The following is a 26,586-nucleotide window of genomic DNA, read 5'->3' on the forward strand; positions in this document are numbered from 1 at the left end:
ATTATTCAGCTAACCCTTCTTTTTTAAGTGTTTCGACGATACCAGCCATAGCTTCAGCTTCGTCTTGACCTTCAATTGTAATTGTTACATCTGCGCCTTGGCCAACACCAAGTGACATAACTCCCATGATTGATTTCAAGTTTACTGATTTACCTTTATATTCAAGGTTAATATCAGAGTTGAATTTACTTGCAGTTTGTACAAGTAATGTTGCAGGTCTTGCGTGAATCCCTGTTTCAGCAGTAATATGAAAATCTTTTTTCTCCATTGTGCTAATCCCCTTTTTTATGAATTTATAGGTTAAAAGACCTCTCCTTTTACTCCACAAATTTTTTAAAAATAAGCAAAATAAAAAAACAGGAAATATAACCCTTTCATAGAATAAGATTACCATTTTTTCTCAATAAGAACAACTATTTTCAAAGTAAATCTCATTTTTGATGAGAAAATCTCATCAATTATTATAAATCGATGATTTATTGATGACGCTTATCCTTAAGCCTTTCTCATCTTGCTTGTAAGACATCTAAGTTAAAAAACTTGAAAGTCAAAATTGGTCAATGTATAATAAGATCACAAGGTTAAATGACCTTGAATTGATAAAAAAAGTAATTAAATAACAATACTCATCAGAAAGGAAGTTAAGCCCATGAAATGTATGAATTGTGAAAAAAATGAAGCATCCATTCATTTGTATGCAACCCTCAATGGTCAAACTCAAAAATTAGACCTTTGTCAAAATTGTTATCAACAGTGGCAAGCTTCACAAAATAGAAATCGCGGCGGTATGGGATTCTTTGGTTCGTCTGCTAATAACGGTAACCCTTTTAATATGGGTGATTTGGAACAATTCTTCCGTCAACTCCCTAATCAAAATCGTCAACAACCATCACAAGACCCTGCTAGTCGTCCTAGTAAAGGACAAGGCGGTAGCGGCTTGCTAGACCAATTTGGTGTTAATTTAACGGAGCTAGCTAGACAAGGTGCCATTGATCCTGTTATTGGCCGTGACAGTGAAATTGCTCGTGTCATTGAAATTCTAAATCGACGCAATAAAAACAACCCCGTCTTAATCGGTGAAGCAGGTGTTGGTAAAACATCCGTTGTAGAAGGACTTGCTCAAAACATTGTCGATGGCGATGTGCCTCAAAAGCTACTCGATAAAGAAGTCATCCGATTAGATGTTGTTTCACTTGTTCAAGGAACAGGTATCCGTGGACAATTCGAGGAACGGATGCAACAACTGATGAATGAAGTAAGAGAAAACAAGAAAATCATTTTATTTATCGATGAAATTCATGAAATCGTTGGAGCAGGAAGCGCTGAAGGTAGTATGGACGCAGGTAATATTCTAAAACCAGCCTTGGCTAGAGGTGAACTACAATTAATCGGTGCCACAACCTTAAATGAATACCGTAAAATTGAAAAAGACCCTGCCCTTGAACGTCGTTTCCAACCCGTTCGTGTTAATGAACCTACACCGGAGCAAACCTTGATTATTCTACAAGGTTTACGCAACAAGTATGAAGACTATCACAAGGTGAGCTATTCAGATAAAGCTCTAGAGGCTGCGGTTCATTTATCACATCGCTATATCCAAGACCGTTTTTTACCGGATAAAGCAATTGACTTACTTGATGAATCAGGTTCTAAAAAGAATCTATCACTAAAATTAGTTGATCCCAAAGAAATTGATGACCGTATGGAAACAGCTGAGCAAGAAAAACAAGCTGCTCTTCACGCAGAAGACTATGAAAAAGCGGCCTACTACCGTGATCAAATTACTCACTTAAAGAATATGAAAGAAAATCCCCAAGCAAGTGGTGAAGATAATATCGTTACTGAAAAAGACATTCAGACTATTATCGAAATCAAGACTAATATTCCAGTTGGTGATTTACTTGAAAAGGAACAAGAGCAATTACGAAACTTGGATAAAGACTTGAAGACACATGTTATCGGTCAAGATGAAGCCGTTGATAAAGTTGCCAAAGCAATCCGCCGTAACCGTATTGGCTTTGCTCGTAAAAACCGTCCAATTGGTTCCTTCTTATTTGTCGGACCTACAGGTGTTGGTAAAACAGAATTAGCTAAACAATTATCGATTGAAATGTTTGGCACAGAAGATGCCATTATTCGCTTTGATATGAGTGAATATATGGAAAAACATGCTGTTTCAAAACTGATTGGATCACCTCCTGGTTATGTTGGCTATGAAGAGGCTGGACAATTAACCGAACGTGTCAGAAGAAACCCATATAGTATTGTCTTACTTGATGAAGTAGAAAAAGCTCACCCAGACGTGATGCACCTCTTCCTACAAATTCTTGATGATGGTCGCTTGACTGATTCTCAAGGTCGTTCTATTAGCTTCAAAGATACGATTATTATTATGACCTCTAACGCTGGCACAGGTAGTCAAGAAGCTAATGTTGGCTTTGGCGCTGCCCTATCTGGTCAAACAAAATCGATTTTGAATCGTTTAAGTGATTACTTTAAGCCAGAGTTCATCAACCGCTTTGATGCGATTGTCGAATTTAACTCTCTATCTAAAGAAAATCTATCCGAGATTCTGTCGTTGATGTTGGAGGATGTTAATCGTATTCTTCAAGATAAAGATATCACTATTATTATTAGCGATAAGGCTAAGGAGAAACTAATAGATGTCGGCTACAATCCTGCCATGGGTGCTCGTCCACTTCGCCGTGTCATTCAAGAACATATTGAAGACCGAGTAGCTGACTATTATTTAGATAATCCGCACATTAAAACGATTCTATTTGATGTCAATGAAGATAATGACATTGTTATTAAGGAGAATGACAGCCAGATAGATGATTAAAACTAAAAAGCACTCAAGATTGTACCGACCCCCAAAAGTTAGACCAAAAATCTAACGATTGGAGGTCGGTACATGAACTTGGGTGCTTTTTAATATCAATAAACCTTTTTAATCACTATAATCTATGTGTTGCATCACGTTCTCATCTCATTTTCAAAAAAACAATTGACAGTTTAACAATTTTGATACTATTATAATTTCAGTAAAAGGTTTATAATAGTTTTAACAATACAATTTAACTTAGCGAGGGGTGTGTCACATGAAATTAATCGATGTAACAAACAGCCATTTTGACTTGGTTCGTGAACAATTAGCGAATACTGACGCTTCAATGGTGAAGGTATTCTCACTTGGTCAAACGACAGTCATTTATACTGGCGCCCCGACACACGAAGACATTATATTACTAAATCGTAATCGCCGTGTAAAACAGAATGAGATTGATTTTGTTTTAAATAAGTTATTACAAATGACAGTAGATGATGTTGAAGTGATGCCTGGACACAACTTTGTAGAGCTTTCATATATTAAGTAACATGATAAGAGAAAAAGGAGTGGGAAAATTCCCCACTCCTTTTTTATCGACATTTTATAGTAATGCTTTTAGTTCGATATCTGGATACTTATCTGCAAACCAACGCATTGCAAATTGGTTCTCAAATAAGAATACCGGATGATCAAAACGGTCCTTACATAGTAGGTTACGACTTGAAGACATATTCACATCTAAGACATCCTCATCAATCCAACGGGCAATCTTAGATCCCATCGGCGTCATCTCGACTTCTGCATTATATTCATTCTTCAAACGGTACTCAAAAACTTCAAACTGTAATTGTCCAACCGCACCTAGGATAAATTCTTCGGTATGATAGGTTTTATACAGTTGAATGGCTCCTTCTTGAACCAACTGCTGAATACCTTTATAGAATGATTTTTGTTTCATCACGTTTTTAGGTGTGACCTTCATAAATAATTCAGGTGTAAATTGCGGTAGCGCCTCATATTGAAGAGCTTCTTTCCCTTCATAGATGGTATCACCAATTTGTAAATTACCTGTATCGTATAATCCGATAATGTCACCAGCAACTGCACTCTTCACGCTTTCTCTTGAGTCAGCCATAAATTGTGTTGTATGCGCTAACTTCATTTTCTTACTTGTGCGGTTAACGATAACATCCATACCAGGCTCAAATTCACCTGAACAAATTCTCACAAAAGCAATACGATCACGGTGAGCTGGGTTCATATTAGCTTGGATTTTGAAAACAAAACCTGTTAATTCTTCCTTAGCTGTATCAATATAGTCGCCTTCTTCTGTCTTATGGGCACTTGGACTTGGTGCAAAATCAATATAAGCATCTAGGAAAGTGTGAACGCCAAAACCAGTTAAAGCTGACCCAAAGAAGACAGGTGTTAATTCCCCTTTAGCAATCGCTTCTTCTGAAAAAGCATTTCCAGCTTCATTCAATAGCATTGCATCTTCAATTGCTTGAGTGTAAATCGTTGATTCTTTGATTGGGAAATCACCATCAATTTCACCATCTTCATTGAGTGGTAAGAAATCATTGCCGCCATTTTGCTCAGGATGCGTTAATTCAACACGTTTGTTGTAAATATCATACAAGCCTAAGAATTGTTTCCCCATCCCCATTGGCCAATTCATTGGATAAGCGTCGATTTCTAGCACGTCTTCCAATTCAGCAATTAAATCCAACGGCTCTCTACCATCGCGGTCCAATTTATTGATAAACGTAAAAATAGGAATACCACGCATCCGACAAACTTTAAATAATTTCTTCGTTTGCGGCTCAATTCCTTTACCACTATCAATAACCATGACTGCACTATCAACTGCCATCAAGGTACGATAAGTATCTTCTGAGAAGTCCTCATGGCCAGGTGTATCTAAAATATTAACTTGGAATCCATCATAATCGACTTGCATAACGGAACTGGTTACTGAAATCCCACGTTGTTTTTCAATCTCCATCCAGTCAGATTTTGCAAATTTCCCTGTTTTTTTACCTTTTACTGTACCGGCTTGACGGATTGCACCACCAAAAAGTAATAATTGTTCAGTTATTGTTGTTTTACCAGCATCCGGGTGAGAAATAATTGCAAAAGTTTTTCTTGTTTTCACTTTATCTAATAATGTTTGTGTCATGATATGTCCTTTCTGTCTTTCATTGTCTTGGATATGAGTTCTTATCACATATTGTTCACTTTAAACATGCCTTTGTCATTATATATGAAAGGACATCTTCTAACAAGTGAATGAAAGTATAAAAACACCAATCTCCTAGTTGGAAACTGGTGTTCAATCGCTATGATTTTTGCTTAGGGATCTCTTCGACAACTAAGCGGTCTTCTAATTTAATCGGTTGCTCTTTTACGTACTCGACGCCAATTTTAGCTAGACGTCTGTTATCAAATTCTAAGGCAGACAAGCGTAAGCCTTCAACTTCAATACTCTTTATTTCATCACCATCTGGAAAGTCACCTAATTCAGTCAGAACAAAGCCAGCAATGGTATCTACAAAAGCTGTCTCGATGGTTGTTTTAAAGAAATTGTTGAAGCGGTAAAGTGGTGTCGCCCCATCAACCTCATAGTAACCATCGCGAATCTTTTTAATTAAAGTGTACTTTTCATCGTACTCATCAGCAATGTCACCGACAATTTCTTCTAGAATATCTTCTAAAGTTGCGATACCGACAACCCCACCATACTCATCATAAAGGATAGCTAATTGGTTATGGCTCTTCTTCAAGAAAGCCATCAATTCATCGGTTGAGATGGTTTCTGGAACAAATAGTGGCGGATTTAAAATCTTTCTTAAATCAATTTTTTCTAATGGGGTGTGACGTGATTCTTTTAATAGGTTTTTCAAATGAAGGACACCGACAATATCATCCTTATCGTCATCATAGACAGGAATACGCGTATACGGCGAATTCAAAGTCTTTTGAATATTCTCATAAGTATCTTCTTGAAGGTCTAGCATGAAAGTATCTGTTCTTGGAACCATAACTTCTCTCGCCATTTTATTATCCATTTCAAGAACACCTTTTAGCATATTAAATTCAGCTGCTTCAATGGCTCCTTCTGTACTACTTCTCTCTAATAAACCGCTCACTTCTGAACGTGTGTAGACATCACGGTTATCATCAAACTTAATTGGTGTTATCTTTTGTAACAGACTGGTTGAAAAAGAAAGCAACCGAATAAATGGTTTTAATACTTTTTGAATGGTTGTAATAAAACCTGCTCCGGCATAGGCAATCTTTTCAGGTATTTGCATACCAATTTGTTTGGGCAACAACTCTCCAAACACAAGCGTGATATAAGATAATAACAAGGTTACAATCAGGATAGATGCTTGTTTACCACCTGGAATATTGGCCAATAATGGTTCAAGTTTGCTGGCAAACGTATTGGCAGCAGCCGCACTGGATAGGAATCCGGCAAAGGTAATGGCAACTTGAATTGTGGCTAAAAAGTCATCAGAGTTATCGAGTAAGGCTAATATTTTACGAGCTTTTTCGCTACCTTTTATTGCCTCATTGGCAATCTTATTTTTATTCAATGACACAAATGCAATTTCTGACGAAGCAAAAAAAGCATTGATTAATGTCAGCACGATTATTAATAAAATTTGCCATAATAACGTCTGACTATCAGGATCAGCATTCATAGATCGTTTCCCCTTTTAAAATAGAATGTGTTATTCGTATTATGCCTTCATTTTATCAAAAAAACAAGGACGAATCAGTAAAAGCCTGAATCGTCCTTGCTGTTTATTGGAATTTTATAGATTAAGCTTTGTCAAAACTTTCGACATCAACTGCGTTTCGTGTATTTTCTTGTTCTAGTGCTTTTTGAGCAACTAGGTTCAAGTAGTTCCAAGGACGGTCGAAGTGTGGTTGGAAGAAGAAGTCTACCAATGCCAAATCTTCTACTGTCATGCGGTTTTGAATCGCTAATGATAGCGTGTTTGCAGATTGTGTAACATCGTATTTAGACATTACTTGTCCACCAACAATACGTAATGTATCTTTCTCATAAACAAGTTTTAGCAAGATTTTTTCGTTTGTTGGCATAAATTCTGGACGGTAGTTGTCTTCGAATAATACTGAATTTGTTTCCAAACCAAATGCTGCAGCACTTGCAGCATTAACACCAGTTGATCCGATGTTGAATCCAAATAAATGGAGACCTGAAGTAGATTGTGTACCACGGTATTTCATTTTTGGACCAGCAATGTTTTTACCAACTAAAAGTCCCATACGAACTGCATTAGTTGCCAATGGAATATAAGCATGTCCACCAGTTGGATTGTAGTTTACTGCACAACTGTCTCCAGCCGCAAATACATCTGGGTGGCTTGTACGCATATAGTCATCAACGATGATTGCGCCATTTGGTAACATATCGATTTGACCTTTAACTAGTTCAGTGCTTGGACGGAAACCAACACATAGAATAACAAGTTCAGATTCGTAAGCTCCACCACTTGTTACAACAGTTGTCATATCTCCTGATTGGCTGTCTTCAAATCCTTTAACCATTTCGTTTAGTTGGATTTTAACGCCACGATTTCTTAATTCATCTTCAAGAACTGATGTGAATTCGTGATCTAAGTATTTGTTTAAGATGCGGTCTAAACCATCAACAAGTGTTACATCTTTGTTGTCCATAGCAAAAGCTTCTACAAGCTCGATACCGATGTATCCACCACCGACAACAGTGATTTTTTGTTTGTCTGTTTTACGCGCAATAATTTCTTGTGCTTGATTATAGTTTTTACATAATACAACGTTTTTGCTCTCAATTCCTGGAATTGGAGGGATAATTGGCCATGAACCAGTTGTTAAAACAAGTTTATCAAATGAATCTTCAAATTGTTCACCTGTTTTTAGATTTTCAACAGCCAATGTTTTATTGTTAATGTTAATGTTTGTAACATTGTGTTCCATGCGAACGTCTGCACCCATTGCTTTTAATTCTTCTGGGTTTGAGTAAAATAGCTCTTCAGCTTTCTTTACAACGCCACCTACATATAGTGCAATCCCACAGGATAAGAACGAAACATTATCGTTTCTTTCGTATACTGTTACATCCGCCCCCGGATTTTCTGACAAGATTGTTTTGACTGCTGATGTACCTGCATGCGTACATCCCACTACTACGATCTTCATTTATGTATGTCCCCCTAAATTATAATTGTTCTATTTCGAACAAAAGACCCCAAAATGCTCCCCACTTTGAATCTTTCACATATGATTTTTTTAACAAACTTGGATATTCCTCGCCTGCAAGTATAGATTCTACTCTATTTTTTTACTTTTGCAACTAAAAAGACTTGAAAAATAAAAAAATTGTTTATTAAGATTCTTCCTTTCATTTTTTATTAATGTTACCATAATAATCATCAGATTTTTGAAAAGGAGATTGCTATGCTAGCCTTCAAACAAACACGAGATACACAATCGTCAACCTATCAAGACTCACTTATGATTAGACGACTTGTCTTTATAGAAGAGCAAAACGTTCCAGAAGACATTGAAATAGATGAAAATGAGGCAGCCTGTTTACACGTTGTTGCCTACCAAAGTGATAAAGCAGTTGCAACTGCAAGACTTTATCAATTAGACGACAAGTCTTTTAAAGTACAGCGTGTAGCTGTTTTAGCTGAAGAGAGAGGGAAACATTATGGTAACCATTTGTTGTTAGCCCTTGAGCAAGCTGGAAAAGAACTTGGTGGTGAGCGCTTTATACTTGGTGCACAAAGCTATGCTATTACATTTTATGAGAAATTAGGCTATGTGATTAACAGCGATGAGTACCTAGAAGCAGGAATTTCTCACTACGATATGGAAAAAAGGTTATGAAAAAAGAAGTGGAACTAGTCCCACTTCCTTTTTCATCATTGCGTTAAAATAACTAAAAAATGCTTAGCGATATTAAAATAAATCAAAACACTCGTTAAGTCACTAAAGGTCGATATAAATGGTCCGCTCGCTACGGCAGGATCAAATCCTAATTTATCCATTAAAATTGGAATTAAGCTTCCTGCTAAATTGGCAACTGTAATGGCAACCATCATAGAGAAGCCAATAATCCCACCTAATAGTAAACTTTTCTGCCAAATGCCTACAACCAACATAATTGTCGCTCCTGTAATGATACCTTCGATTAAGCCTGTCATTGTTTCTTGAATAACAACAGCTAACCAACTTCTCTTTTCTGCATCTGGCAAACCGATTTTACGAACGGCAACCGCTAGCGATTGAGTACCTGCGTTCCCTGCTGTTCCAGTAATGAGCGTCACAAAGACTGACAAGATAGCTGCATTAGCAATCAACCCTTCATATTGACTAATTAGAGTGGACGTTCCCATTCCTAAAAATAATAAAGTAATCAACCACGGCAAACGTTTGGATGCCGCCCGAAACGGATTGAGCGTTGTTTCATCAACGTCAACGGCAGCCAAACCAGAATAGTCACTAGTCGCTTCTTCGTGCATAACGTCCATAATATCATCAATTGTAATAATACCTAATAAAACATTATTATCATCCACAACCGGTAATGCTAGGAAGTCGTAGTCACGAGCAACGTGAGCAACAGCTTCTTGATCATCATCCACATTAACTCGGACGATACGATCACTCATGATATCGTGGATCATCTGATCCTCGTGAGAAATAATTAAGTCACGTAAGGAAATAACCCCCAACAACTGCTCTTTATTATTAATGACATAAATATAGTAAATTGTTTCTGCTTCAGGTGCCTTACTCTTTAATATTGCCATAGCAGAACGAACAGTCTGATTTGATTTAATGGCAATATATTCCGTTGTCATAATCGCACCAGCTGTAGCATCCTCATAGACCAAGACCTCACGTAAGTGGGCGGCTTGCTCATCATCCATTAAACGTAAATATTTGGGAACCATATCAGGTTCAAGCTGTTTCAACATATCAACCGCATTATCGGTATACATATTGGCCAACATATCAGCAGCATACTGCTTATTCATCTCTAAAATATAAACTTCAATGGATTCGACATCTTCCTCCAGAATTTCAAACATATCTGACATTTCTTTAGGTGAGAGGTAGTTATAAATTTTCAAACGATTCTCAGAGGGTAGATTACGATAAACCTGGGCTTGGTCATAGAGTGGATAGCTAAAAAAAGTTTCTCGAAAAGCCTCCATATCATCTAAGTCTAGGACTGATTGAATGTGATTAGTCTCTAGCTCCAAATCAAATTCGTATTGCGGTTCCATCATATGATCTCCCTTCTTTCTCTTCTTCTTGTGCCAACCAATCTTTAAAATCAGTTGGAAAATCAGTTTCAATCGTCAATCTTTCTCCCGTTAAGGGATGATTAAATACTAACGCCTTACAGTGCAAGGCTTGACGCTTAACAATGTCATTCTCAGGGCCACCGTATAACGAATCACCAACCAACGGTGCTCCCATATGGGTGAAGTGTACGCGAATTTGGTGAGTCCGTCCCGTATGCAGCTGAATCCGATAAAGATGACCATCTCGGTATCTTCTAGCTGTCCAATATTCAGTTAAGGCATCTTTCCCGCCCTCTTTCACCTGCCGTGTAATAATTGAATCATCAGTTCGAGCAATAGGAGCATTAATAAAGCCATGCTCTTCTTCTAAGCGATTATAAGGTGACGTTAGAGCATAGTAGTATTTTTGAATTACTTTATGTCGTAATTGCTGATCCATTAATGCATGGGTATAGCGATTCTTTGCAAATAACATCAACCCTGTTGTATCTCGGTCAAGTCGTGTAACAATATGAATGACTTGATCAGCATAATTCTGTCTTTTGTAATAGCCTTTTACACGGTTTGCCATTGACAGATGCGGATTTTTCCGAGAGGGAATCGATGCCACACCAGCTGGTTTATCAACAATTAAAATGTGGTCGTCTTCATAAACAATCGCAATCGGAATATCAACTGGCACTGTCGTTTCATGCTCGCCTTCGTCCGGAATTTGAACCCAGATATGATCTCCTTTTTGCAATTTGGCCAATACATTTTCGGTTTTATTATTGAGGCGAATTTCGCCGCCATGGAATTTTATTTTTGCTAATAGGCGCTTAGAAATGCCTTGATTTCTTAAAAAAGTACGTAATAGAATTGATTGTTCATCGTCGTAGTGCCATTCATAAATCACATTAACTTGCTCCACTTCTCATTGCTTCATTAAATAAAACCTGCGGACTAACAGATCAGCAGGTTTAAGCGTTTATTTTTCTCTTAATAACGTTTCTCGTAGTCTACCATATTCAAGCTTGGTTTTCCATTTTCACCATAAGCTTGGGCATTAGGACCAACAACTGAAAAGAGAGCATCACGAAAATGTTCCACCATCCCAGATACGTGAGGGGTAATAAAAATACGGTCGTGTTGCCACAATGGACTGTCCGCTTCTAACGGCTCTGTTTCAAAGACATCGAGAGCTGCAAAAGCGAGCTGGTTTGAATCTAGAGCGGTTAATAGGGCCTCCGTATCAACGGCGTTTCCTCTACCTACGTTAAAAAAAGCTGTTCCTTTTTTCATAGCTTTAAAGCGGTCGCTGTTAAAGAAATCTTTTGTTTCGTCAGTTTGTGGTAAAATATTGATAACATAGTCAGCTTGTTCTAAATAGCGATTGCTCTCTTCTTGAGAAACAGTCTGATCAACCTCTGCTACTTTGTTACCTCTCGTATTCACACCGATTGTGTGAACCCCAAAAGCTTTTAGTAAAGTTGCTAGCCGTCTTCCAATATTTCCAATACCAAAAATAATAGCCGTTTTACCCTCTAATTGTTGAACAGAAACTGCTTGATCCCAATGATTATTCTGTTGATTCAGTTTGATCTGATTAAACGAGCGTGCATGATATAATATTAGACCAATGACATGCTCACTAATTGTATCTTTATGGATGCCAGATGCATTGGTTAACATAACACCATGCTCTCTTAGGCTATCTAAGGGTAATGAATTCACACCCGCAGAAATCGCTTGAATCCATTTTAAAGATATCAAATCGCCTTGCTGCCAGAGCTCGGTCAATTCTTTTGTCCACCCAACGACAATCTCAATACGAGATAACTGACGTTTATCCTCAGGAATGGTCCTAATTAATTCAAAACCCGCTAACGAGTCTTCCAGTTCTTTTATCTGATGATTTTTTAAATCAGTCATTAACAGTAATAGTGGCTTATCTGACAAACCAATCATCCTCTCTTCAATTAACGCTTGTTAGCAATCCCAATAAAGGCATTTTCAACACGATTCCAGAAATGCATATGACGATAACGGGCAAAATGAACTTTTTCATTTGCTACACGGTAAACTAGTTTTTCAATATGTTTATCACGGAATGTCAGGTGGTCAACCGTCACAATTAGCCCATGTTCTTCAATGGGTTTCACGACAATCCATTCATCTTTAGCAATAATCATCGGTGAACTGAGCGTTCGGTAGACCCGATTATTAACAGAGGCCATCTCTGTTAGCTGAATGGCTTCGGTACGTGGGTGAATGACTGCTCCACCCAATGATTTACTGATACCCGTTGAACCAGTTGGTGTCGCAACACAAAGGCCATCTCCTCTAAAGGTCTCGAATAATTCATCTTTAACGAAAACTTCACAGACCATTGTGCCGTCAACCTTCTTTAAAACAGCTTCGTTTAATGCAATTAACCTGTCTGACTGGTCGCTATCACGGTAGTCAATTCGTATATCGAGTAACGGATAACTCACGCTCTCGCCCCGATCATGCTCCAAACTTTCAATAAGATCATCAATTTCATAGTCACGCCAGTCCGTATAAAAACCAAGATGACCCGTATGAACCCCAACAAAGCGGACAGTATTTAGTAACTGTTGGTATTTATGAAAAGCAGATAATAACGTGCCGTCTCCTCCAATAGTAACAACCAAGTTTGGGTTTTCATCGTCTAATTGAATTCCTTTGGCCTTTATTTTACTTAAAAATTCTTCAGCCAATTCTATGGATTCAGCTGTATGGTTATTAACCAACGCGACTCTCATGCTCAAACACCTCTAATTGATATTCTTTTTCTTATCACTGAAATAAAACTGAGCTTCCTTAATTTCTTCTCTTATTTCTGACATTTCATTATCTAATAGGAAGGCAGCCTCTGCTGCACGAATTAATCGGTTATGCAATTCATTTGGGTATTCGCCCTTGTACTTGTAGTTTAAGGTATGTTCAATCGTTGCCCAAAAATTCATCGCAAGAGTCCTAATTTGAATTTCACATAGAATAACTTTTTCTTCCATAATACGTTGGACAGGATATTCAATCACTAAATGATAAGAACGATAACCACTTTCTTTGCGGTTAGTCACATAGTCACGTTCGATAATCACTTTAAAATCATTTCTAGCTTTTAATAATTTAACAACTTCATGAATGTCATCAACAAACTGACACATAATTCGAATGCCAGCAATATCTTGAACATCTTCTTCCAAACGATCAAGGCGGATATTTCTCACTTCCGCTTTTTCTAAAATACTTTCTTTGGTCTTTACTCTTCCAGTAATAAATTCTATTGGTGCGTGTTCTTGATTATCTCGGTACTGTTTTCGTATACTTTTTAACTTTACTTTCAATTCCTCAACTGCTTGTTCATAGGGAGCAAGAAAGGAATCCCAATCTGTTACAAATTTATTTTCCATACTCAAACACCTTATTTATCAGTTTTTAACTATCATTAGTATTTTAACATAATTCATTCTTTTCCTGAAACAGAAGATGATTCAATGTAATCTTTTTACTATCTTAATACTTATGTGATACTATTTAGCTAGGCTTACTCAGAAAGGACGGAGCTGTCATGAGTACACAAATTGAAAAAGAATTTAAAAATTTACTAACAAAAGAAGAATACGAACAACTATTGGTCCACTACCAATTAGATGAGTCAGCGGCTATCCATCAAACCAACACTTATTACGATACCGATGATCGTCAACTGCAATCCTTAAAAATGGGATTAAGAATTCGAACGTACGATGACGATGCAGAACTAACATTAAAAGTTCTCATTCAAGAAAACGAACAACTAGAAATTACGGACGCCCTTTCTTTGGTTGAAGCAAACCAATTGATTTCAGATAAAAAAATCAAAAATGCTGGTCATGTCGCTTCCATGTTAAAAAAGGAAACCATCGATCTTGATCGATTAAAACCAGTTGGCCAATTATCAACCGTTCGTCATACGTTCTCTGGTGAGGGTGGCGTTTACTTTTTAGACAAGAGTTATTACCAAGATCAAAAAGATTATGAACTCGAATTTGAAACAGAAGACTTAGAAAAAGGATTAATCCTCTTTAACACCTTCTTAACCCACCATGAAATCAAAAAGAGAACGACCACTCAAAAAATACAACGCGCTCTTCAATACCCAAACAGCGAAAAAGCAGAGTAAAATAGAGCGCCAGCTGAATAGTTGGCGTCTTTATGAACTTAAATTTACTTTTATTAGCTTTGTTTAACTCTATTACCTGTTGTTATATTGCGCATTAGAAAGTTTTATGTGCTCATTTTGACGAATGTGTGAACATCTGCCTTCTTAGTAAAAGTAAGAAAAGCAAGATATTTTACTTTTGTTTACTATTACGATTATAATAGGTAGTGAATAAAGGACGAAAGAGCCTTTTTGTTCAAAATAAAGTGATAAGAAGGGATATTATGTACAGAAATCAAAATGCCGTTCATGCTCTCTCTTCTTCGCCGAAAATTTATGAAGTTTATCTTTTTGTTAATCCTATTGGGTTAAAATGCTATCGGGCAGAACAAGAAGTCTTGAAGATTATTGATAAGTTGACAGATATTAAAATTCATTTCCGTTTTGTCACGTTCCATAACTTCAATACTGTCTCTCATTATATGAAAAGAATGAATCTACCTTCTAATAATTTACAACTTCGTAATCAGACTTACCATACCATATATGATGCTTGTCTCGCCTACAAGGCTGCCCTCATGCAAGGTAAAAAGCGTGGAAGAAGTTTCCTGTTATTACTTCAAAAGGAACTAACAACTAATCCCATTGAATACAGTGATGACTTATTAGCTACTGTTGCAAAAGGTGCGCGGTTAGATGTTGATATGTTTTTTGAAGATAAGAATTCAGAATTTGTGAAGAGTGCTTATGAATCAGACCAACGTATTGCACAAGAAATGAATATAGTTAGAACACCCTCTTTGGTCATCTTTGATAGTATGAATCAAAACTACGGTGTGCTCATCGATGACAAGTTGACAAGCGATTTAATTGAAGAATCCCTACATCATTTAGGTATTCAAAACCAGCAACACAACAAACTCCTCCAAAAAAAGAATGTCCATGCCATCGGCAAAGACTACTTAAGAGTTATCAAGTAAAAGGGTTCTGGCAAAAAAACTAGTCTCAAATAAGAAAATTGCAATGAAACAATCAAAATTCTGATTGTTTCATTGCAATTTTTATTTTATTCAGGAGCTGAATTTTTTCAGCTCCTTTTCATTTACTCAAGTGTGCGATACAGCTTCAAAAATTGAGCTGTATCGCACACTTTTACCTTGAAATGTAAGATACAGGCCACTTAAAACAGTCTGTATCTTACATTTAGGACCTTGAATGTAAGATACAGCTGATATTTTTAGACTGTATCTTACATCTCGACAAAAAAGAGCTGGGGAAAATCCCCAGCTCCCTGCGTTTCTTTTTTTATTACAGTTCCGCTTCAATTAACGCTTCTAGCTCGTTTAGACGCTCTTCAAAGACTTTCATAGCATCTTCAATATAAGCCGATTTCGTCATATCCACGCCAGCTTTTTTCATCACTTCGATTGGGTAATCGCTGCTACCAGATTTCAAGTAAGTAATATACTTGTCTAGCGCACCCTCTTCTCCATCAATGATTTTCTTAGCTAATGCTGTTGCTGCAGAGAATCCTGTTGAGTATTGGTACACATAGTGGTTGTAGTAGAAGTGAGGGATACGTGACCACTCTAGAGCAATTTGGTCATCACGTTCTACTGCTGGACCATAGTAACGTGCATTTAAGTTACCGTAATAGTCTGTTAATAAATCTTGTGTCAACGGTACGCCTGCTTGTGCTTGTTGGTGAATATAATTCTCAAACTCAGCAAACTGTGTTTGACGAAAAACAGTTCCTTTGAAGCCATCTAAGTAATGGTTCAATACATAAATACGTACTTTTGGATCTGTTTGTGTTTTTAACAAATAGTCCGTTAAAATATTTTCGTTAGTTGTTGATGCAATCTCAGCTAGGAAAATAGAATAATCCCCATAAGCATACGGTTGGTTATGACGTGTATAGTAGCTGTGAACGCTATGACCAAGCTCATGAACCAATGTATACAATTGATTTAATGAATCTTGCCAGTTCATCAAAATGTATGGATTTGTATCGTAGGCACCAGAAGAATACGCACCTGAGCGTTTTCCTTCATTTTCATACCAGTCAATCCAACGGTTATCAAAGGCTTCATTCAAAATACGTTGGTAATCATCACCTAGTGGTTGTAACGAGTCCAAAGTTTTTTCTTTCGCTTCTTCAATATTGTACTTGATTGGCGCTTCCCCTGTTAGTGGCGTATACATGTCATACATATATAACTCATCCACATTCAATAATTTCTTACGCAATGCCACATAACGATGCAACAACGGCAGATTTTTATTCACAACATCTAATAGTGTATCGTAAACACTTTCGGGAATGTTATTGTTTGCCAATGCTGCTGCACGAGCAGACGGGAAATGACGAACCTTAGCTTGATAGTTGTGCGCTTTAACGTGAGTTCCTAAAGTTGTTGCAAACGTATTTTTCAAGCCATCGTATGTTTTATATAAGGCTTTATAGGCTTGTTCACGGACTTCACGGTTTGAACTTTCAATTAACTTACCGTATAGACCATGAGACAATTTCACATCATTGCCCTCTTCGTCTTTAACAGTTGGAAACTCAATATCAGCATTATTTAAAATAGAGAATGTACGGCTAGCACCTGAGAAAATTTCAGCGGCTCCAGCTAGTAATTCTTCTTCTCTTGCAGACAGCACATGATCACGTTGAGAGGTTAATTCTTCCAGCATATGACGATAAGCATTCAACCCTTCATTTTCTACCTCATAAGTGTTCAATGTCTCTTCTGGAATAGCCAATACTTCTGGATTAAACCATGAACTTGCTTCATTCACTTGCGTCAACACTGCAACTGCTTTGTCATGCAAGGTTTGGTAAGTACTATTAGCTGTATCTTGGTCATTTTTTAAATGAGAGTAAACGTAAGCACGCTCAAGTTTTTGGTTAACCGTTAAGATCGCTTCAATAGCCGTTAATAAAGCTTGGCTACTTTCCCCAACCGTTCCTTGAAGAGCCTTCACTTCCTTAGCAAGCTCTGTTATTTCTTCTAATTCTTTTTCAAAAACCGCGTCAGATTCAAAAATGGCACTTAAATCCCATGTTGTTTCTTCAGCTAATTCATGACGTTTTGATAATTGTTTAACTTCTGACATCCACGTTCCTCCTCAAAATAATGGTTCACTCCTATAATCTTATCATAGTCTAAGTAAAATATTAAAAATAAATGATTAAAAAAAGCGCTTTTTCTGCTGCCACACATTTTCAGCCACCCCAGCACAATAACCTAAAGCCACTAAATCAGCCATAAAGGTCTGAAATGGCTGTTCCAACACTTCTTTTGAAATAAAAGGCATTTGGAAAACTGTTAATGTTTCTAGAATAATAGTCCAATCTGACAATGTGATGCTGCCCTTTTTTTCAAACTCACACAAGACGTGATACTTCCAAATGTAGGCAGATTCTTGCAAGCAAAGTGTTTTAGTAGGGAGATAAAAGAGACAGTTTGGTAATTCGGCTAATGGATGACGATTACAATACAACTGCTCTAAAAATGCTTTATTTTCGTCTCCTTGCTGTCTTAATAAAGCCATCCGTTTTTTATTGGATAAGTAATACCGTTTTTTATCTTGTTGTTTTGAGCAAGCTCTCTTACTCCCTGTTTGATAAAGGTTTTTAAAGACTTGCCATGACAAGCTATTGAGGGAATAACGATAACAAACCGCTACGAGATGATTATAACGATTGTAATGTATATAGTCATAAACGTAGAGATCACCGGAGTGACAGTCAAAATAAAGGAAATGAAATCTCCTTTTATGATGACGTAAAAATAAATAATGACTATTCTTCAATCGTTTCTTCAATTGATAATTTGGTCCACATATCCAAATGACTTGATAACCATTTTGTTCATAGCCACTTGTCCGTTTCAATAAATCCCCATAGGAAATGGGACTGCATTGGTATTCTATCGCAATCTGATTGCCTTCTACTGTGGTGACGAGTAAATCCGGACGTTGCTTTAATTTGGGCAACCATGCTTCTAGTTCGACATTTAACCCTTGATTAACGAGCCATTCATAAATCACTTCTTTACCCAATAAATGAGTGGCGGTTTCTCCTTCTGAAAATTGTCGGCAGTCAGACTGTTGGTAATGGGAAAAATGGGCTATTTTTAGTTGCCCTTGTTTCAGAAAGACAGGCGATTTACAGCCTGGACATCTGAACGATTGCTGATTGCTGGCGTCTCCTGCTTTTATTTTTAAGCCGTTTGCGGTTTCTGCATATATCATAGACTCACCCTCCTACTTATATATCCGCAAAAAAACGACATTCCCGTTTTTTAGGAATGTCGTTTTTGGATTATAAGTAACGGCGAAGTGTTTCAGCTAATGCTTCGTAATCATCATCTGTTAAGGTCACTTGACCTGGGTTCATAGCAAATGGTGCATGCCATTCAAATTCATCTTTGTATTTTGGTACAAGATGGAAGTGTAAGTGATGACCTGTGTCACCATAGGCACCGTAGTTTACTTTATCTGGATGGAAGGCTTGGTGTTGAACGTTAGCAACCTTAGCAACATCGCTAAAGAAGCCATTTCTATCTTCATCACTTAGTTCTGTCAATTCACTAACGTGTTGGTTCGAAGCGACAATGACACGTCCTTTATGACTTTGTTTTTTAAACATATAAACCTTGCTGTGGTCCAGTTCAGCGCACAGATACCCAAATGCTGCTAGTAATTCGCCTTCTACACAATATGCACAATTTTGATCAACCATTTTTCTAGCCTCCAACGATCCATTTTTATTGCATGATAACATAGTAAGCGTTTAATCGAGTTAACTGAAAAAAGGCTATTCTTTTTAAATTAGACTGTGAGAGCTTTTCGTCAATAAGAAAAGCGGACAAGTCCGACTTGGGAGCTAGACAGTGATGGCTGAACTTATAATCCCCTAGTCTATAAAAAAAGAGCAGCTGAGCTGCTCTTTTAGAAATAATGTCTTGCTGTATTTAATGCATCGTCACTCATAACGACTTGCCCGTATTCTGAGAGGACTTCTTTCGTTAGTGGTGATTCGTCACCGAATTCAGCTAAGATCATTAATTGTGCTTCTAAATCCGTTTCAATCATCTCATCTAAATGGAAGTCTACTGTTAAGAAATAATAGCCTTCAAAGAAATGAAGTTGTGATGTACCACTCTCTAGTACAAGACGTTTTGATACTTCTAAAAAGTTTTCAAAATTGTAAAATTCAGTTGTTATTTCTAAGTGACTGGGTTGTTCTTCTTCAGTTGGTTTGTCGTCTTTATCAGTTGCTTCTGTGTGTTTTTTTATGTAGTCAATGACTTGTTCTGTCGGGTCAAAACCTTCAAACGAGTTAAAATCATTGTGTTCACCCTTACTAATATACAGTTCAAGTCCATTTCCTTTAGGCAGCACCTGGAATGTAATGGCATCTGTTTCTTGAAATTGATTTTCGACATCGACTTCTTCCAAAATACTATAAAAGAAACTTTCAATTTGTTTTTGATTACCTAAGAGATCTAAAAAAGTAATGCCACGTTCTTCTAAATCTTCATTTTCAATCAAAACACGAATGGTATTCTCATTAACATTTTCCATTTCCATAATGCCACACCTCTTTTCCTTGTTCTTATTGTACACTAATAGCTAGTGAAAGAGAATGAATTCATCTCTTTTTATATCTAGCTGTACAAATTAAAATTATACAATAAGCGCTGAGCTTTTGCAATGAAGCTGCTTACTTTAAGAAAGTCTTGATGATGTCTGCTCTAACTAAGCATCAAAAAGGGAACCTAGGTGTAGGTCCCCTTTTTCGACTATTGGATTAGTTTTTATTATCAAATAAAGTTGTATTTTTAACGTCTTCAATGGTTTGTGTTCCAGCTAATTGCATCACACGTTTGAAATCTTTTTCAAAGTATTCAAGAACAGAGCGAACACCTTTCCAACCACCTAGAGCTAGTCCGTAAAGAACCGGACGACCAATGGCAACAATATCAGCACCACTTGCTAGTGCTTTAAAAATATGTTCGCCACGACGGATACCACTATCAAAGACGATTGGCACCCGACCCGCAACTGCTTTAGAAATACCTTCTAATGTTTCAAATGAACCTGGTGCACCATCTAATTGACGACCACCATGGTTAGAAACCCAAATTCCATCAGCCCCAGCGCCGATTGCCATCAAGGCATCATCTGGTGATTGAATCCCTTTAACAAAGACAGGTAATCCAGAGTATTCTTTCAAGAACTTCACATCATCACGATTAATTTTTTGCTTCGACTGTGAATAGATGTTATTTAATGACATATTTTTACCCGATCCTGTTAAGTAACGAGAAACGATTGGCATACCGAATGGGTAAACAAATTTGTTACGGATATCTGTCTCACGGTTACCACTTAATGTTGCATCAGCTGTTAAGATAATGGCAGTTGCACCATCTGCTTTTGCTTCATCAATAATATTTTTGTTAAACTCGTCATCTTTACTCATATAGATTTGGAACCAACGTGGACCCCCATTTAATCCTTCTTCAATTTCTTCAAACTTAGCACCTGAATAAGCACTAATCGACATAATTGTTCCAAATTCTGATACACCTTTTGCAGTTCCTGCTTCTTTTGTTTCATGGGCTAAACCATGAGCAGCGATTGGGGCCATAATGAATGGTACTTTAATATCATGTCCTAAAATTGATGTTGATGGATCTGGATTTTCAACATCTGCTAATACACGCGGCACAATCCCCTTGTTATTCCAAGCGTTTGTATTTTGTCTTAATGTATATTCATCACCTGATCCACCAGAGATATAGCCAAATCCTCCTGCAGGAACAACCTCACGTGCGCGATCTTCCAATTCATATGTATTAACGACTTCAATATCTTGCACAACAGTTGGCGCTTCATATTTAATTGTTTGTTCGATTGTCATAATTAATTCCTCCATTTTTAAACGTTATTATATGTTATCCAAAAATAAGTTGAATGAGGGGTTGGGCAAATGGTGCTAAAACAACAACCACAATCCCCGTTACTACGATTGACAAGCCCGACATAGCACCTTGAACTTCTCCAATTTCAATGGCTTTAGCCGTTCCCATAGCATGTGCTGATGATCCAAAGGCTACACCTTGTGCAACAGAATCTGTTACCTTTGTTAAGCGAAACAAGGCTGGTCCAATAACTGCCCCAACGATTCCCGTGAAGACAACGACTGCTACAGTTAGGGAAACGATACCACCTATCGATTCAGATACCCCTACAGCGATGGCTGTCGTAATTGACTTTGGAAATAAAGTAGATATCATTTCAACATCAAACTTAAACAGTAAGCCGAATCCGATAATCATTAGCGTATGAATAACGATACCAGATACAATTCCACTTAAAATAGCAACATAGTTTTTCTTTAAGTAAATAAAGTTCTTTTCCAACTTAATTGCTAGAGCAACAGTTGCTGGTGTTACAAAGATTGAAATGAGAGAACCACCTGAATGATAGGTTTCATAAGAAATATTCGTAATCAACAATAAGGCAATAATGACGACAATTGAAAACAGCAAGGGATTAAACAAGGGTATCGGCCACTTTTTATGTAGCTGAGCTGCAATTAAGTAAAAACCGGCCGTCAAACTCACCCATAGATAAGGACTCGCTAACAAAGCATCAAACATTAGCGTCACTCCCTTCTTGAAGCTGCTGATTTTTTTTATCTGTGACAGCTTTAATCTTTTGAACGAGACTACCAACGAACCACATCATAATTGCAGTAGTCACCACCATAGTGATCAATAACTGATACCATACGTCAGCTAAAACATCGAAGTTAGTCATTAATCCTACACCAGCTGGAACAAAGAAAATCGCCATGTTATCCGTTAACCAAGTCCCTACCTCGTCTACTTTCTCCATTTTTAGCCACTTAAAATGAAGGGCTATAAATAGTAATACCATCCCTATCACACTGCCTGGAATCGCAACAACACTTGCAATGGTTTTAGAAACAAGTTCACCTATCAGTGAAAAGAGAAAAATCCAAAATAATTGCTTAATAATTTTCACAACAATCTCTCCATATCTTGTATGACAACTTTATTTTGTAAACGTTTTTCTTCACACATTTATCTTAGCATGGTGCTTATAAATTGTCTCATATCACTTCTTTATGATATGATAAATAAAACTTATATCTTACCGCACTCTTATATATAATGCTTATGTTAATAAAATCACAAAAGGAAGATTACTTTGAATTTACAAGACTTAATCTATTTTCATCACCTATCCGAAAGTCTCAGTTTTACAGCAACCGCTGATTATTTTTATATTTCACAGCCGTCCATATCAATGGCATTAAAACGTTTAGAAACTGAATTAGACACTATTTTAATTGACAGAAGAAAAACTTTGAAGCGGATGGAATTAACAGCTAGCGGTCAACTATTATATAAAAACGCTGAAACGATTCTTGAAATTGTTGAGCAAACAAAAAAACAAATCAAAGATATCAAAATGGAAGCTGTCTATTTTGGTTTTTTACCTACGATTGGCGGCCACTTTTTGCCACAAATTTTACCAAAAATAAGTCGGTTTACTCCCTCTTTAAAATTTGTTGAGGAAGAAAGCTCAGACGTCATGTTGAAATTAATTCTACAAGAAAAGGTCCCCATTGCCATTCTTGGACACCAGACACCGTTTATTGTGCAAAAAAAAATCAAGCAATTACTCTTGCGCGAGGAAGAGATGAGCTTGTGGGTATCATCCAACCATCCTTTGGCTAATCGAGAGATTGTTTCTGCAACAGATATTAACGACCAAGTCTTTATTTCCCTTTCAGAAGGTTACACTCATCAACGTATTTTTGAAAAATGGACGCAAGCCAACCACATAAAAGAACCTAATATCGTTTATGCAAAAGAAATTAAAACCGTACAATCAATCGCTGCATCAACTCACATGATTGCGTTTATGTCTGAGATCCTACTAGATGACCGTAAAGGTTTAGTGAAAGTAACATTGAAAGATGCGCCTAAATTTTATGTGAGTCTCGTTATTAATATTGAGGCTAAACACTCCCTAATTCAACAGCAATTCAACGATGCACTAATGGCTGTGATTCAAGAAGACTTTATGATTCACCCTTAATAAAATAAGAAAAGCGGACAAGTCCGCCTTGGCCTATGAAAAAATAGGAAATTTGACCCTGAATTGTCAGGAGACTTCACGCTTCAGCGGGTTAGTCGAATGATATGCGTTAGCGAGCAGCGAAGCGCGCAATGGGGCAAATTTATCTTTTTTTCACTAGGCCAGGACTTGGGAGCTAGACATTGATGGCTGAACTTATAATCCCCTAGTCTAAAAACAAAACCATGACCGACTTAACGGACATGGTTTTTATGCTTTATTTAGTAGAAGTTTGCCAACTCTTGGGCTTTTCTCAATTCAATTGCACGTACCTCACGAGGTAAGAAACGACGAATCTCATCTTCGTTATAGCCCACTTGTAATCTTTTTTCATCCAAAATAATTGGACGTCGCAACAGACCAGGATTCTCTTGAATTAACGTAAACAAAGTATTTAACGGTAAATCGTCAAGATCCACGTTCATTTCTTGGAATGCTTTCGAACGTGTAGAAATAATTTCTTCTGTTCCCTCTTCTGTCATTTTTAAGATACCTTTGATCTCAATTTCTGACAAGGGTTCAGAAAAGATATTTCGTTCAGTGTAAGGAATGTTATTTTCCTCTAACCATGCTCGTGCTTTACGACATGACGTGCAGCTTGGTGAAGTATATAGAGTAACCATAAGTGGATCTCCCCTTTCATATTAAGCGATTGCTCATCTAGTCAAACCAATATGCTTTATGACTATTATTATACAATAAGAATTATCATATTACTACTCATTTTGTAAACTTTTTTCTTTTTTTTGTCAAACATCGTTCATAATTGCTTTTATTTTTTTTTTGATTACCCTAAGAACATTGTTATACCAACGACAATAAATAATTTGAAACGTTTTTAAAAAAATCTAATTAGAATGGTTATAATTAAGGCATTTGAAAGAACATTTAGAGAAATAACTGCTCACTTAACTAAAATACGTTATAATAGATAAGAAGAATTAAGGAGAGTGATTGATAGTGAAGAAAAAGGTATTTTCTGGAGTACAACCAAGCGGTATCCCAACCATCGGAAACTATGTGGGCGCCATGAAACATTTTGTAGAATTACAAGATGAATATGACTGTACATACTGTATTGTAAACCAACATGCGATTACCGTTCCTCAAGATCCGAGTGAACTAAGAAGTCGAACAAGAGAATTAGCTGCTTTATATTTAGCGCTTGGCATTAATCCAAATAAATCAACTATTTTTGTTCAATCTGATGTCCCTGCTCATGCACAGGCAGCATGGATTGTCCAATGTCACACGTCGATTGGCGAATTAGAACGTATGACCCAATACAAAGACAAATCTGGCAAGCAAGAATCAGTTTCTGCTGGTTTGTTAACTTACCCGCCACTAATGGCTGCTGATATTATTTTATACGATACAGATTTCGTGCCCGTTGGCGATGACCAAAAACAACATTTAGAGTTAACACGAAATTTCGTGCAACGCTTTAACAACCGTTATAGTAAAAAAGATGAGCTTTTAGTAATGCCAGAACCGATGATTGCTGAAGAAGGAAGTCGTATTATGAGCTTACAAGAACCAACGTCAAAAATGAGCAAATCGGATACTAATCAAAAAGGCTTTATTTCCTTATTAGATCCACCTAATGTGATTTTGAAAAAAATTAAGAGTGCTAAAACTGATTCAAGTGGCGTCATTGAATACGACAAGGAAAATAAACCTGGTATTTCAAACTTACTGACTATTTTCTCTGCCTTTAGCGGAAAATCGATTAACGAACTAGAGGCTGAATTTGCTGGCAGTGGCTATGGTGACTTTAAAGTTCAATTAGCAGAAGCCATTATCGCTATATTAGAGCCCATTCAAAATCGTTATCAAGAACTATTAGTATCAGAAGAATTAGACCATGTATTAAAAGAAGGAGCAGAGCGTGCCAATAAAGTGGCCCACGCAACCCTTAAACGCATGGAAACCGCAATTGGTCTTGCATAAAAATTAAAAGGAGCTAAGAAAGAATTCAGCCCCTGAATAAAAAAATAGCAATGAAACAATCAGAATGGTGATTATTTCATTGCTATTTTTTAATTTTTATTGTTCAAATAAGGATTCAGCAAGCTCATCTGCTGTAATGTTACCAAAGTACTTTTTCAAATCAAGTGATTCAAGCTTTTCTTTTACAGCTGCTTTTGTAAAATAAGTTCCTACTAACGCTTCTTCCACATCAGCGATTTCTCCTAGACCAAAGAAATCACCATATACTTTCACACGTTTAATGGTTGATGATTCAATGTTAAAATTGAAATCAATCGTGCCAATTGGGTAACGTTTGCGAATTTCAACATCAAAGCGTGGTGATTTTCCATAGTTCCAATCCCAATTTCCAAAATACTGGTCTCGGATTTCATAAACGCGTTTCCAGTCTTCTTCTGTTAACTGATACTCTTTCACATCCTGACGATCTTCAACATTAAAAATGTAGAGTAGCATAAGGTCACGGAATTCTTCGGTTGTTAGCTCTTTATAGTTATCATCAACAAACGGTTTGATATTTGTGACACGACTACGAATTGATTTAATCCCTTTTGATTCGATTTTTTCTTTACGTGGTTTTAATGCGCTCGTTATAGCATCTAAATCGGAATCAAACAGAATCGTACCATGAGCTGTCATTCGACCATTTGTTGAATACATAGCATTGCCAGAAAACTTTTTCTCTCCAATGGTCAGATCATTGCGCCCCTTTAAGGCAGCGTCCTTCACTCCAACACTATGTAAGAAGCCAATTACTGGCTCGGTAAATTTAGCAAAGTCTCGGAAAGATTGTCCATCATCTTCTGTAATAAAGCAGAATGAGAAGTTTCCTAAATCATGGTAAACCGCTCCGCCACCTGACATTCGACGTACAACATGGATGCCTTGGTCTTCGACATAACCTTGGTTGATCTCTTCAATTGTATTTTGATTACGTCCGATAATAATGGACGGTTCATTGATATAGAAAAGTAGAATCGGCTCATCTAATTTCTTTTCTTTTAGCAAAAACGTTTCAAGTGCAATATTCACACTTGGATCTAAATTATTTTGATTGTCTACGAAATACATTGGAAATATCATCCCTTCTTCAC

The 26,586-nt window shown here is 37.0% G+C and carries 25 protein-coding genes; 7 read left to right on the forward strand and 18 right to left on the reverse strand.

The window, feature by feature from the left end; translation table 11 throughout:
• Position 1 precedes the first annotated feature (1 nt).
• The gene (locus BW721_RS05155) at positions 2-268 is read right to left on the reverse strand and encodes a phosphocarrier protein HPr (RefSeq protein WP_076766775.1); all 267 of its coding nucleotides are present in this window, start codon (positions 266-268) and stop codon (positions 2-4) included.
• Between the two features lie 381 nt (positions 269-649).
• Here BW721_RS05155 and BW721_RS05160 point away from each other — a divergent pair, with 381 nt between their 5' ends.
• Together BW721_RS05160 and BW721_RS05165 are read left to right on the forward strand one after the other, a co-directional pair.
• Positions 650-2,842: an ATP-dependent Clp protease ATP-binding subunit gene (locus BW721_RS05160; protein ID WP_076766777.1), complete on the forward strand. Its 2,193-nt coding sequence runs from the start codon at positions 650-652 to the stop codon at positions 2,840-2,842.
• Between the two features lie 259 nt (positions 2,843-3,101).
• Positions 3,102-3,377: a DUF1827 family protein gene (locus BW721_RS05165; protein WP_076766779.1), complete on the forward strand. Its 276-nt coding sequence runs from the start codon at positions 3,102-3,104 to the stop codon at positions 3,375-3,377.
• A gap of 54 nt (positions 3,378-3,431) precedes the next feature.
• On the opposite strand, the gene BW721_RS05170 is transcribed toward BW721_RS05165, so the two are convergent.
• The 3 genes from BW721_RS05170 to BW721_RS05180 form a co-directional block, all read right to left on the reverse strand.
• Complete coding sequence (locus tag BW721_RS05170; protein ID WP_076766781.1) at positions 3,432-5,009, reverse strand: peptide chain release factor 3; 1,578 nt, start codon at positions 5,007-5,009, stop codon at positions 3,432-3,434.
• Between the two features lie 160 nt (positions 5,010-5,169).
• Positions 5,170-6,537 (reverse strand): hemolysin family protein, encoded by a 1,368-nt coding sequence (locus BW721_RS05175; RefSeq protein ID WP_076766783.1) that lies wholly within the window; start codon positions 6,535-6,537, stop codon positions 5,170-5,172.
• A gap of 121 nt (positions 6,538-6,658) precedes the next feature.
• Positions 6,659-8,041: an FAD-dependent oxidoreductase gene (locus BW721_RS05180; protein ID WP_076766786.1), complete on the reverse strand. Its 1,383-nt coding sequence runs from the start codon at positions 8,039-8,041 to the stop codon at positions 6,659-6,661.
• 258 nt (positions 8,042-8,299) lie between these two features.
• Between BW721_RS05180 and BW721_RS05185 the strand changes: the two genes are divergently transcribed.
• Entirely contained in the window at positions 8,300-8,734 is a 435-nt protein-coding gene (locus BW721_RS05185; protein WP_076766788.1) for a GNAT family N-acetyltransferase, read from the forward strand.
• A gap of 35 nt (positions 8,735-8,769) precedes the next feature.
• Here BW721_RS05185 and mgtE read toward each other — a convergent pair whose 3' ends face one another.
• The 5 genes from mgtE to BW721_RS05210 form a co-directional block, all read right to left on the reverse strand.
• Positions 8,770-10,143 carry a magnesium transporter gene (gene mgtE, locus BW721_RS05190; RefSeq protein ID WP_083686786.1) on the reverse strand — a complete coding sequence of 458 codons (1,374 nt, stop codon included), beginning with the start codon at positions 10,141-10,143 and terminating at the stop codon, positions 8,770-8,772.
• A complete protein-coding gene (locus tag BW721_RS05195) occupies positions 10,118-11,056 on the reverse strand; it encodes an RluA family pseudouridine synthase (protein WP_076766790.1) in 939 nt (312 codons plus the stop codon). Before BW721_RS05195 ends, mgtE begins: the two co-directional genes overlap by 26 nt.
• An 83-nt stretch (positions 11,057-11,139) precedes the next feature.
• Positions 11,140-12,099, reverse strand: a complete 960-nt coding sequence (locus tag BW721_RS05200) for an NAD(P)-dependent oxidoreductase (RefSeq protein WP_198031408.1) — start codon at positions 12,097-12,099, stop codon at positions 11,140-11,142.
• 20 nt (positions 12,100-12,119) lie between these two features.
• Entirely contained in the window at positions 12,120-12,926 is an 807-nt protein-coding gene (locus BW721_RS05205; protein ID WP_076766792.1) for an NAD kinase, read from the reverse strand.
• Positions 12,927-12,938: 12 nt separating this feature from the next.
• Positions 12,939-13,580 (reverse strand): GTP pyrophosphokinase, encoded by a 642-nt coding sequence (locus tag BW721_RS05210; RefSeq protein WP_076766794.1) that lies wholly within the window; start codon positions 13,578-13,580, stop codon positions 12,939-12,941.
• Positions 13,581-13,738: 158 nt separating this feature from the next.
• Here BW721_RS05210 and BW721_RS05215 point away from each other — a divergent pair, with 158 nt between their 5' ends.
• Positions 13,739-14,332, forward strand: coding sequence for a CYTH domain-containing protein (locus tag BW721_RS05215; RefSeq protein WP_076766796.1), 594 nt, complete (start codon positions 13,739-13,741; stop codon positions 14,330-14,332).
• Positions 14,333-14,595: 263 nt separating this feature from the next.
• A complete protein-coding gene (locus BW721_RS05220) occupies positions 14,596-15,291 on the forward strand; it encodes a DsbA family protein (protein WP_076766798.1) in 696 nt (231 codons plus the stop codon).
• A 328-nt stretch (positions 15,292-15,619) separates the two neighbouring features.
• Here BW721_RS05220 and pepF read toward each other — a convergent pair whose 3' ends face one another.
• The 7 genes from pepF to BW721_RS05255 form a co-directional block, all read right to left on the reverse strand.
• A complete protein-coding gene (pepF, locus tag BW721_RS05225) occupies positions 15,620-17,434 on the reverse strand; it encodes an oligoendopeptidase F (protein ID WP_076766800.1) in 1,815 nt (604 codons plus the stop codon).
• A 75-nt stretch (positions 17,435-17,509) separates the two neighbouring features.
• Positions 17,510-18,574: a competence protein CoiA gene (locus BW721_RS05230; protein WP_076766802.1), complete on the reverse strand. Its 1,065-nt coding sequence runs from the start codon at positions 18,572-18,574 to the stop codon at positions 17,510-17,512.
• Between the two features lie 70 nt (positions 18,575-18,644).
• Positions 18,645-19,064, reverse strand: coding sequence for an HIT family protein (locus BW721_RS05235; RefSeq protein ID WP_076766805.1), 420 nt, complete (start codon positions 19,062-19,064; stop codon positions 18,645-18,647).
• A gap of 209 nt (positions 19,065-19,273) precedes the next feature.
• Entirely contained in the window at positions 19,274-19,915 is a 642-nt protein-coding gene (locus tag BW721_RS05240; protein ID WP_076766807.1) for an adaptor protein MecA, read from the reverse strand.
• Between the two features lie 220 nt (positions 19,916-20,135).
• Complete coding sequence (locus BW721_RS05245; RefSeq protein ID WP_076766809.1) at positions 20,136-21,251, reverse strand: lactate oxidase; 1,116 nt, start codon at positions 21,249-21,251, stop codon at positions 20,136-20,138.
• 34 nt (positions 21,252-21,285) lie between these two features.
• Positions 21,286-21,993, reverse strand: a complete 708-nt coding sequence (locus BW721_RS05250) for an LrgB family protein (RefSeq protein ID WP_076766811.1) — start codon at positions 21,991-21,993, stop codon at positions 21,286-21,288.
• Entirely contained in the window at positions 21,986-22,381 is a 396-nt protein-coding gene (locus BW721_RS05255; RefSeq protein ID WP_076766813.1) for a CidA/LrgA family protein, read from the reverse strand. Before BW721_RS05255 ends, BW721_RS05250 begins: the two co-directional genes overlap by 8 nt.
• Positions 22,382-22,567: 186 nt before the next feature.
• Between BW721_RS05255 and BW721_RS05260 the strand changes: the two genes are divergently transcribed.
• On the forward strand, positions 22,568-23,464 hold the full coding sequence (locus BW721_RS05260) for a LysR family transcriptional regulator (RefSeq protein WP_076766815.1): 897 nt from the start codon (positions 22,568-22,570) through the stop codon (positions 23,462-23,464).
• A 260-nt stretch (positions 23,465-23,724) separates the two neighbouring features.
• Here the strand turns inward: BW721_RS05260 and spxA are convergent, their stop codons facing one another.
• Positions 23,725-24,126 carry a transcriptional regulator SpxA gene (gene spxA, locus BW721_RS05265; RefSeq protein WP_076766818.1) on the reverse strand — a complete coding sequence of 134 codons (402 nt, stop codon included), beginning with the start codon at positions 24,124-24,126 and terminating at the stop codon, positions 23,725-23,727.
• 337 nt (positions 24,127-24,463) lie between these two features.
• Between spxA and trpS the strand changes: the two genes are divergently transcribed.
• On the forward strand, positions 24,464-25,453 hold the full coding sequence (gene trpS / locus BW721_RS05270; protein WP_076766821.1) for a tryptophan--tRNA ligase: 990 nt from the start codon (positions 24,464-24,466) through the stop codon (positions 25,451-25,453).
• Between the two features lie 96 nt (positions 25,454-25,549).
• On the opposite strand, the gene BW721_RS05275 is transcribed toward trpS, so the two are convergent.
• Entirely contained in the window at positions 25,550-26,563 is a 1,014-nt protein-coding gene (locus BW721_RS05275; RefSeq protein ID WP_076766823.1) for a lipoate--protein ligase, read from the reverse strand.
• Between the last annotated feature and the right edge of the window lie 23 nt (positions 26,564-26,586).

Source organism: Jeotgalibaca sp. PTS2502 (assembly GCF_001975685.1).
Classification (GTDB): domain Bacteria; phylum Bacillota; class Bacilli; order Lactobacillales; family Aerococcaceae; genus Jeotgalibaca; species Jeotgalibaca arthritidis.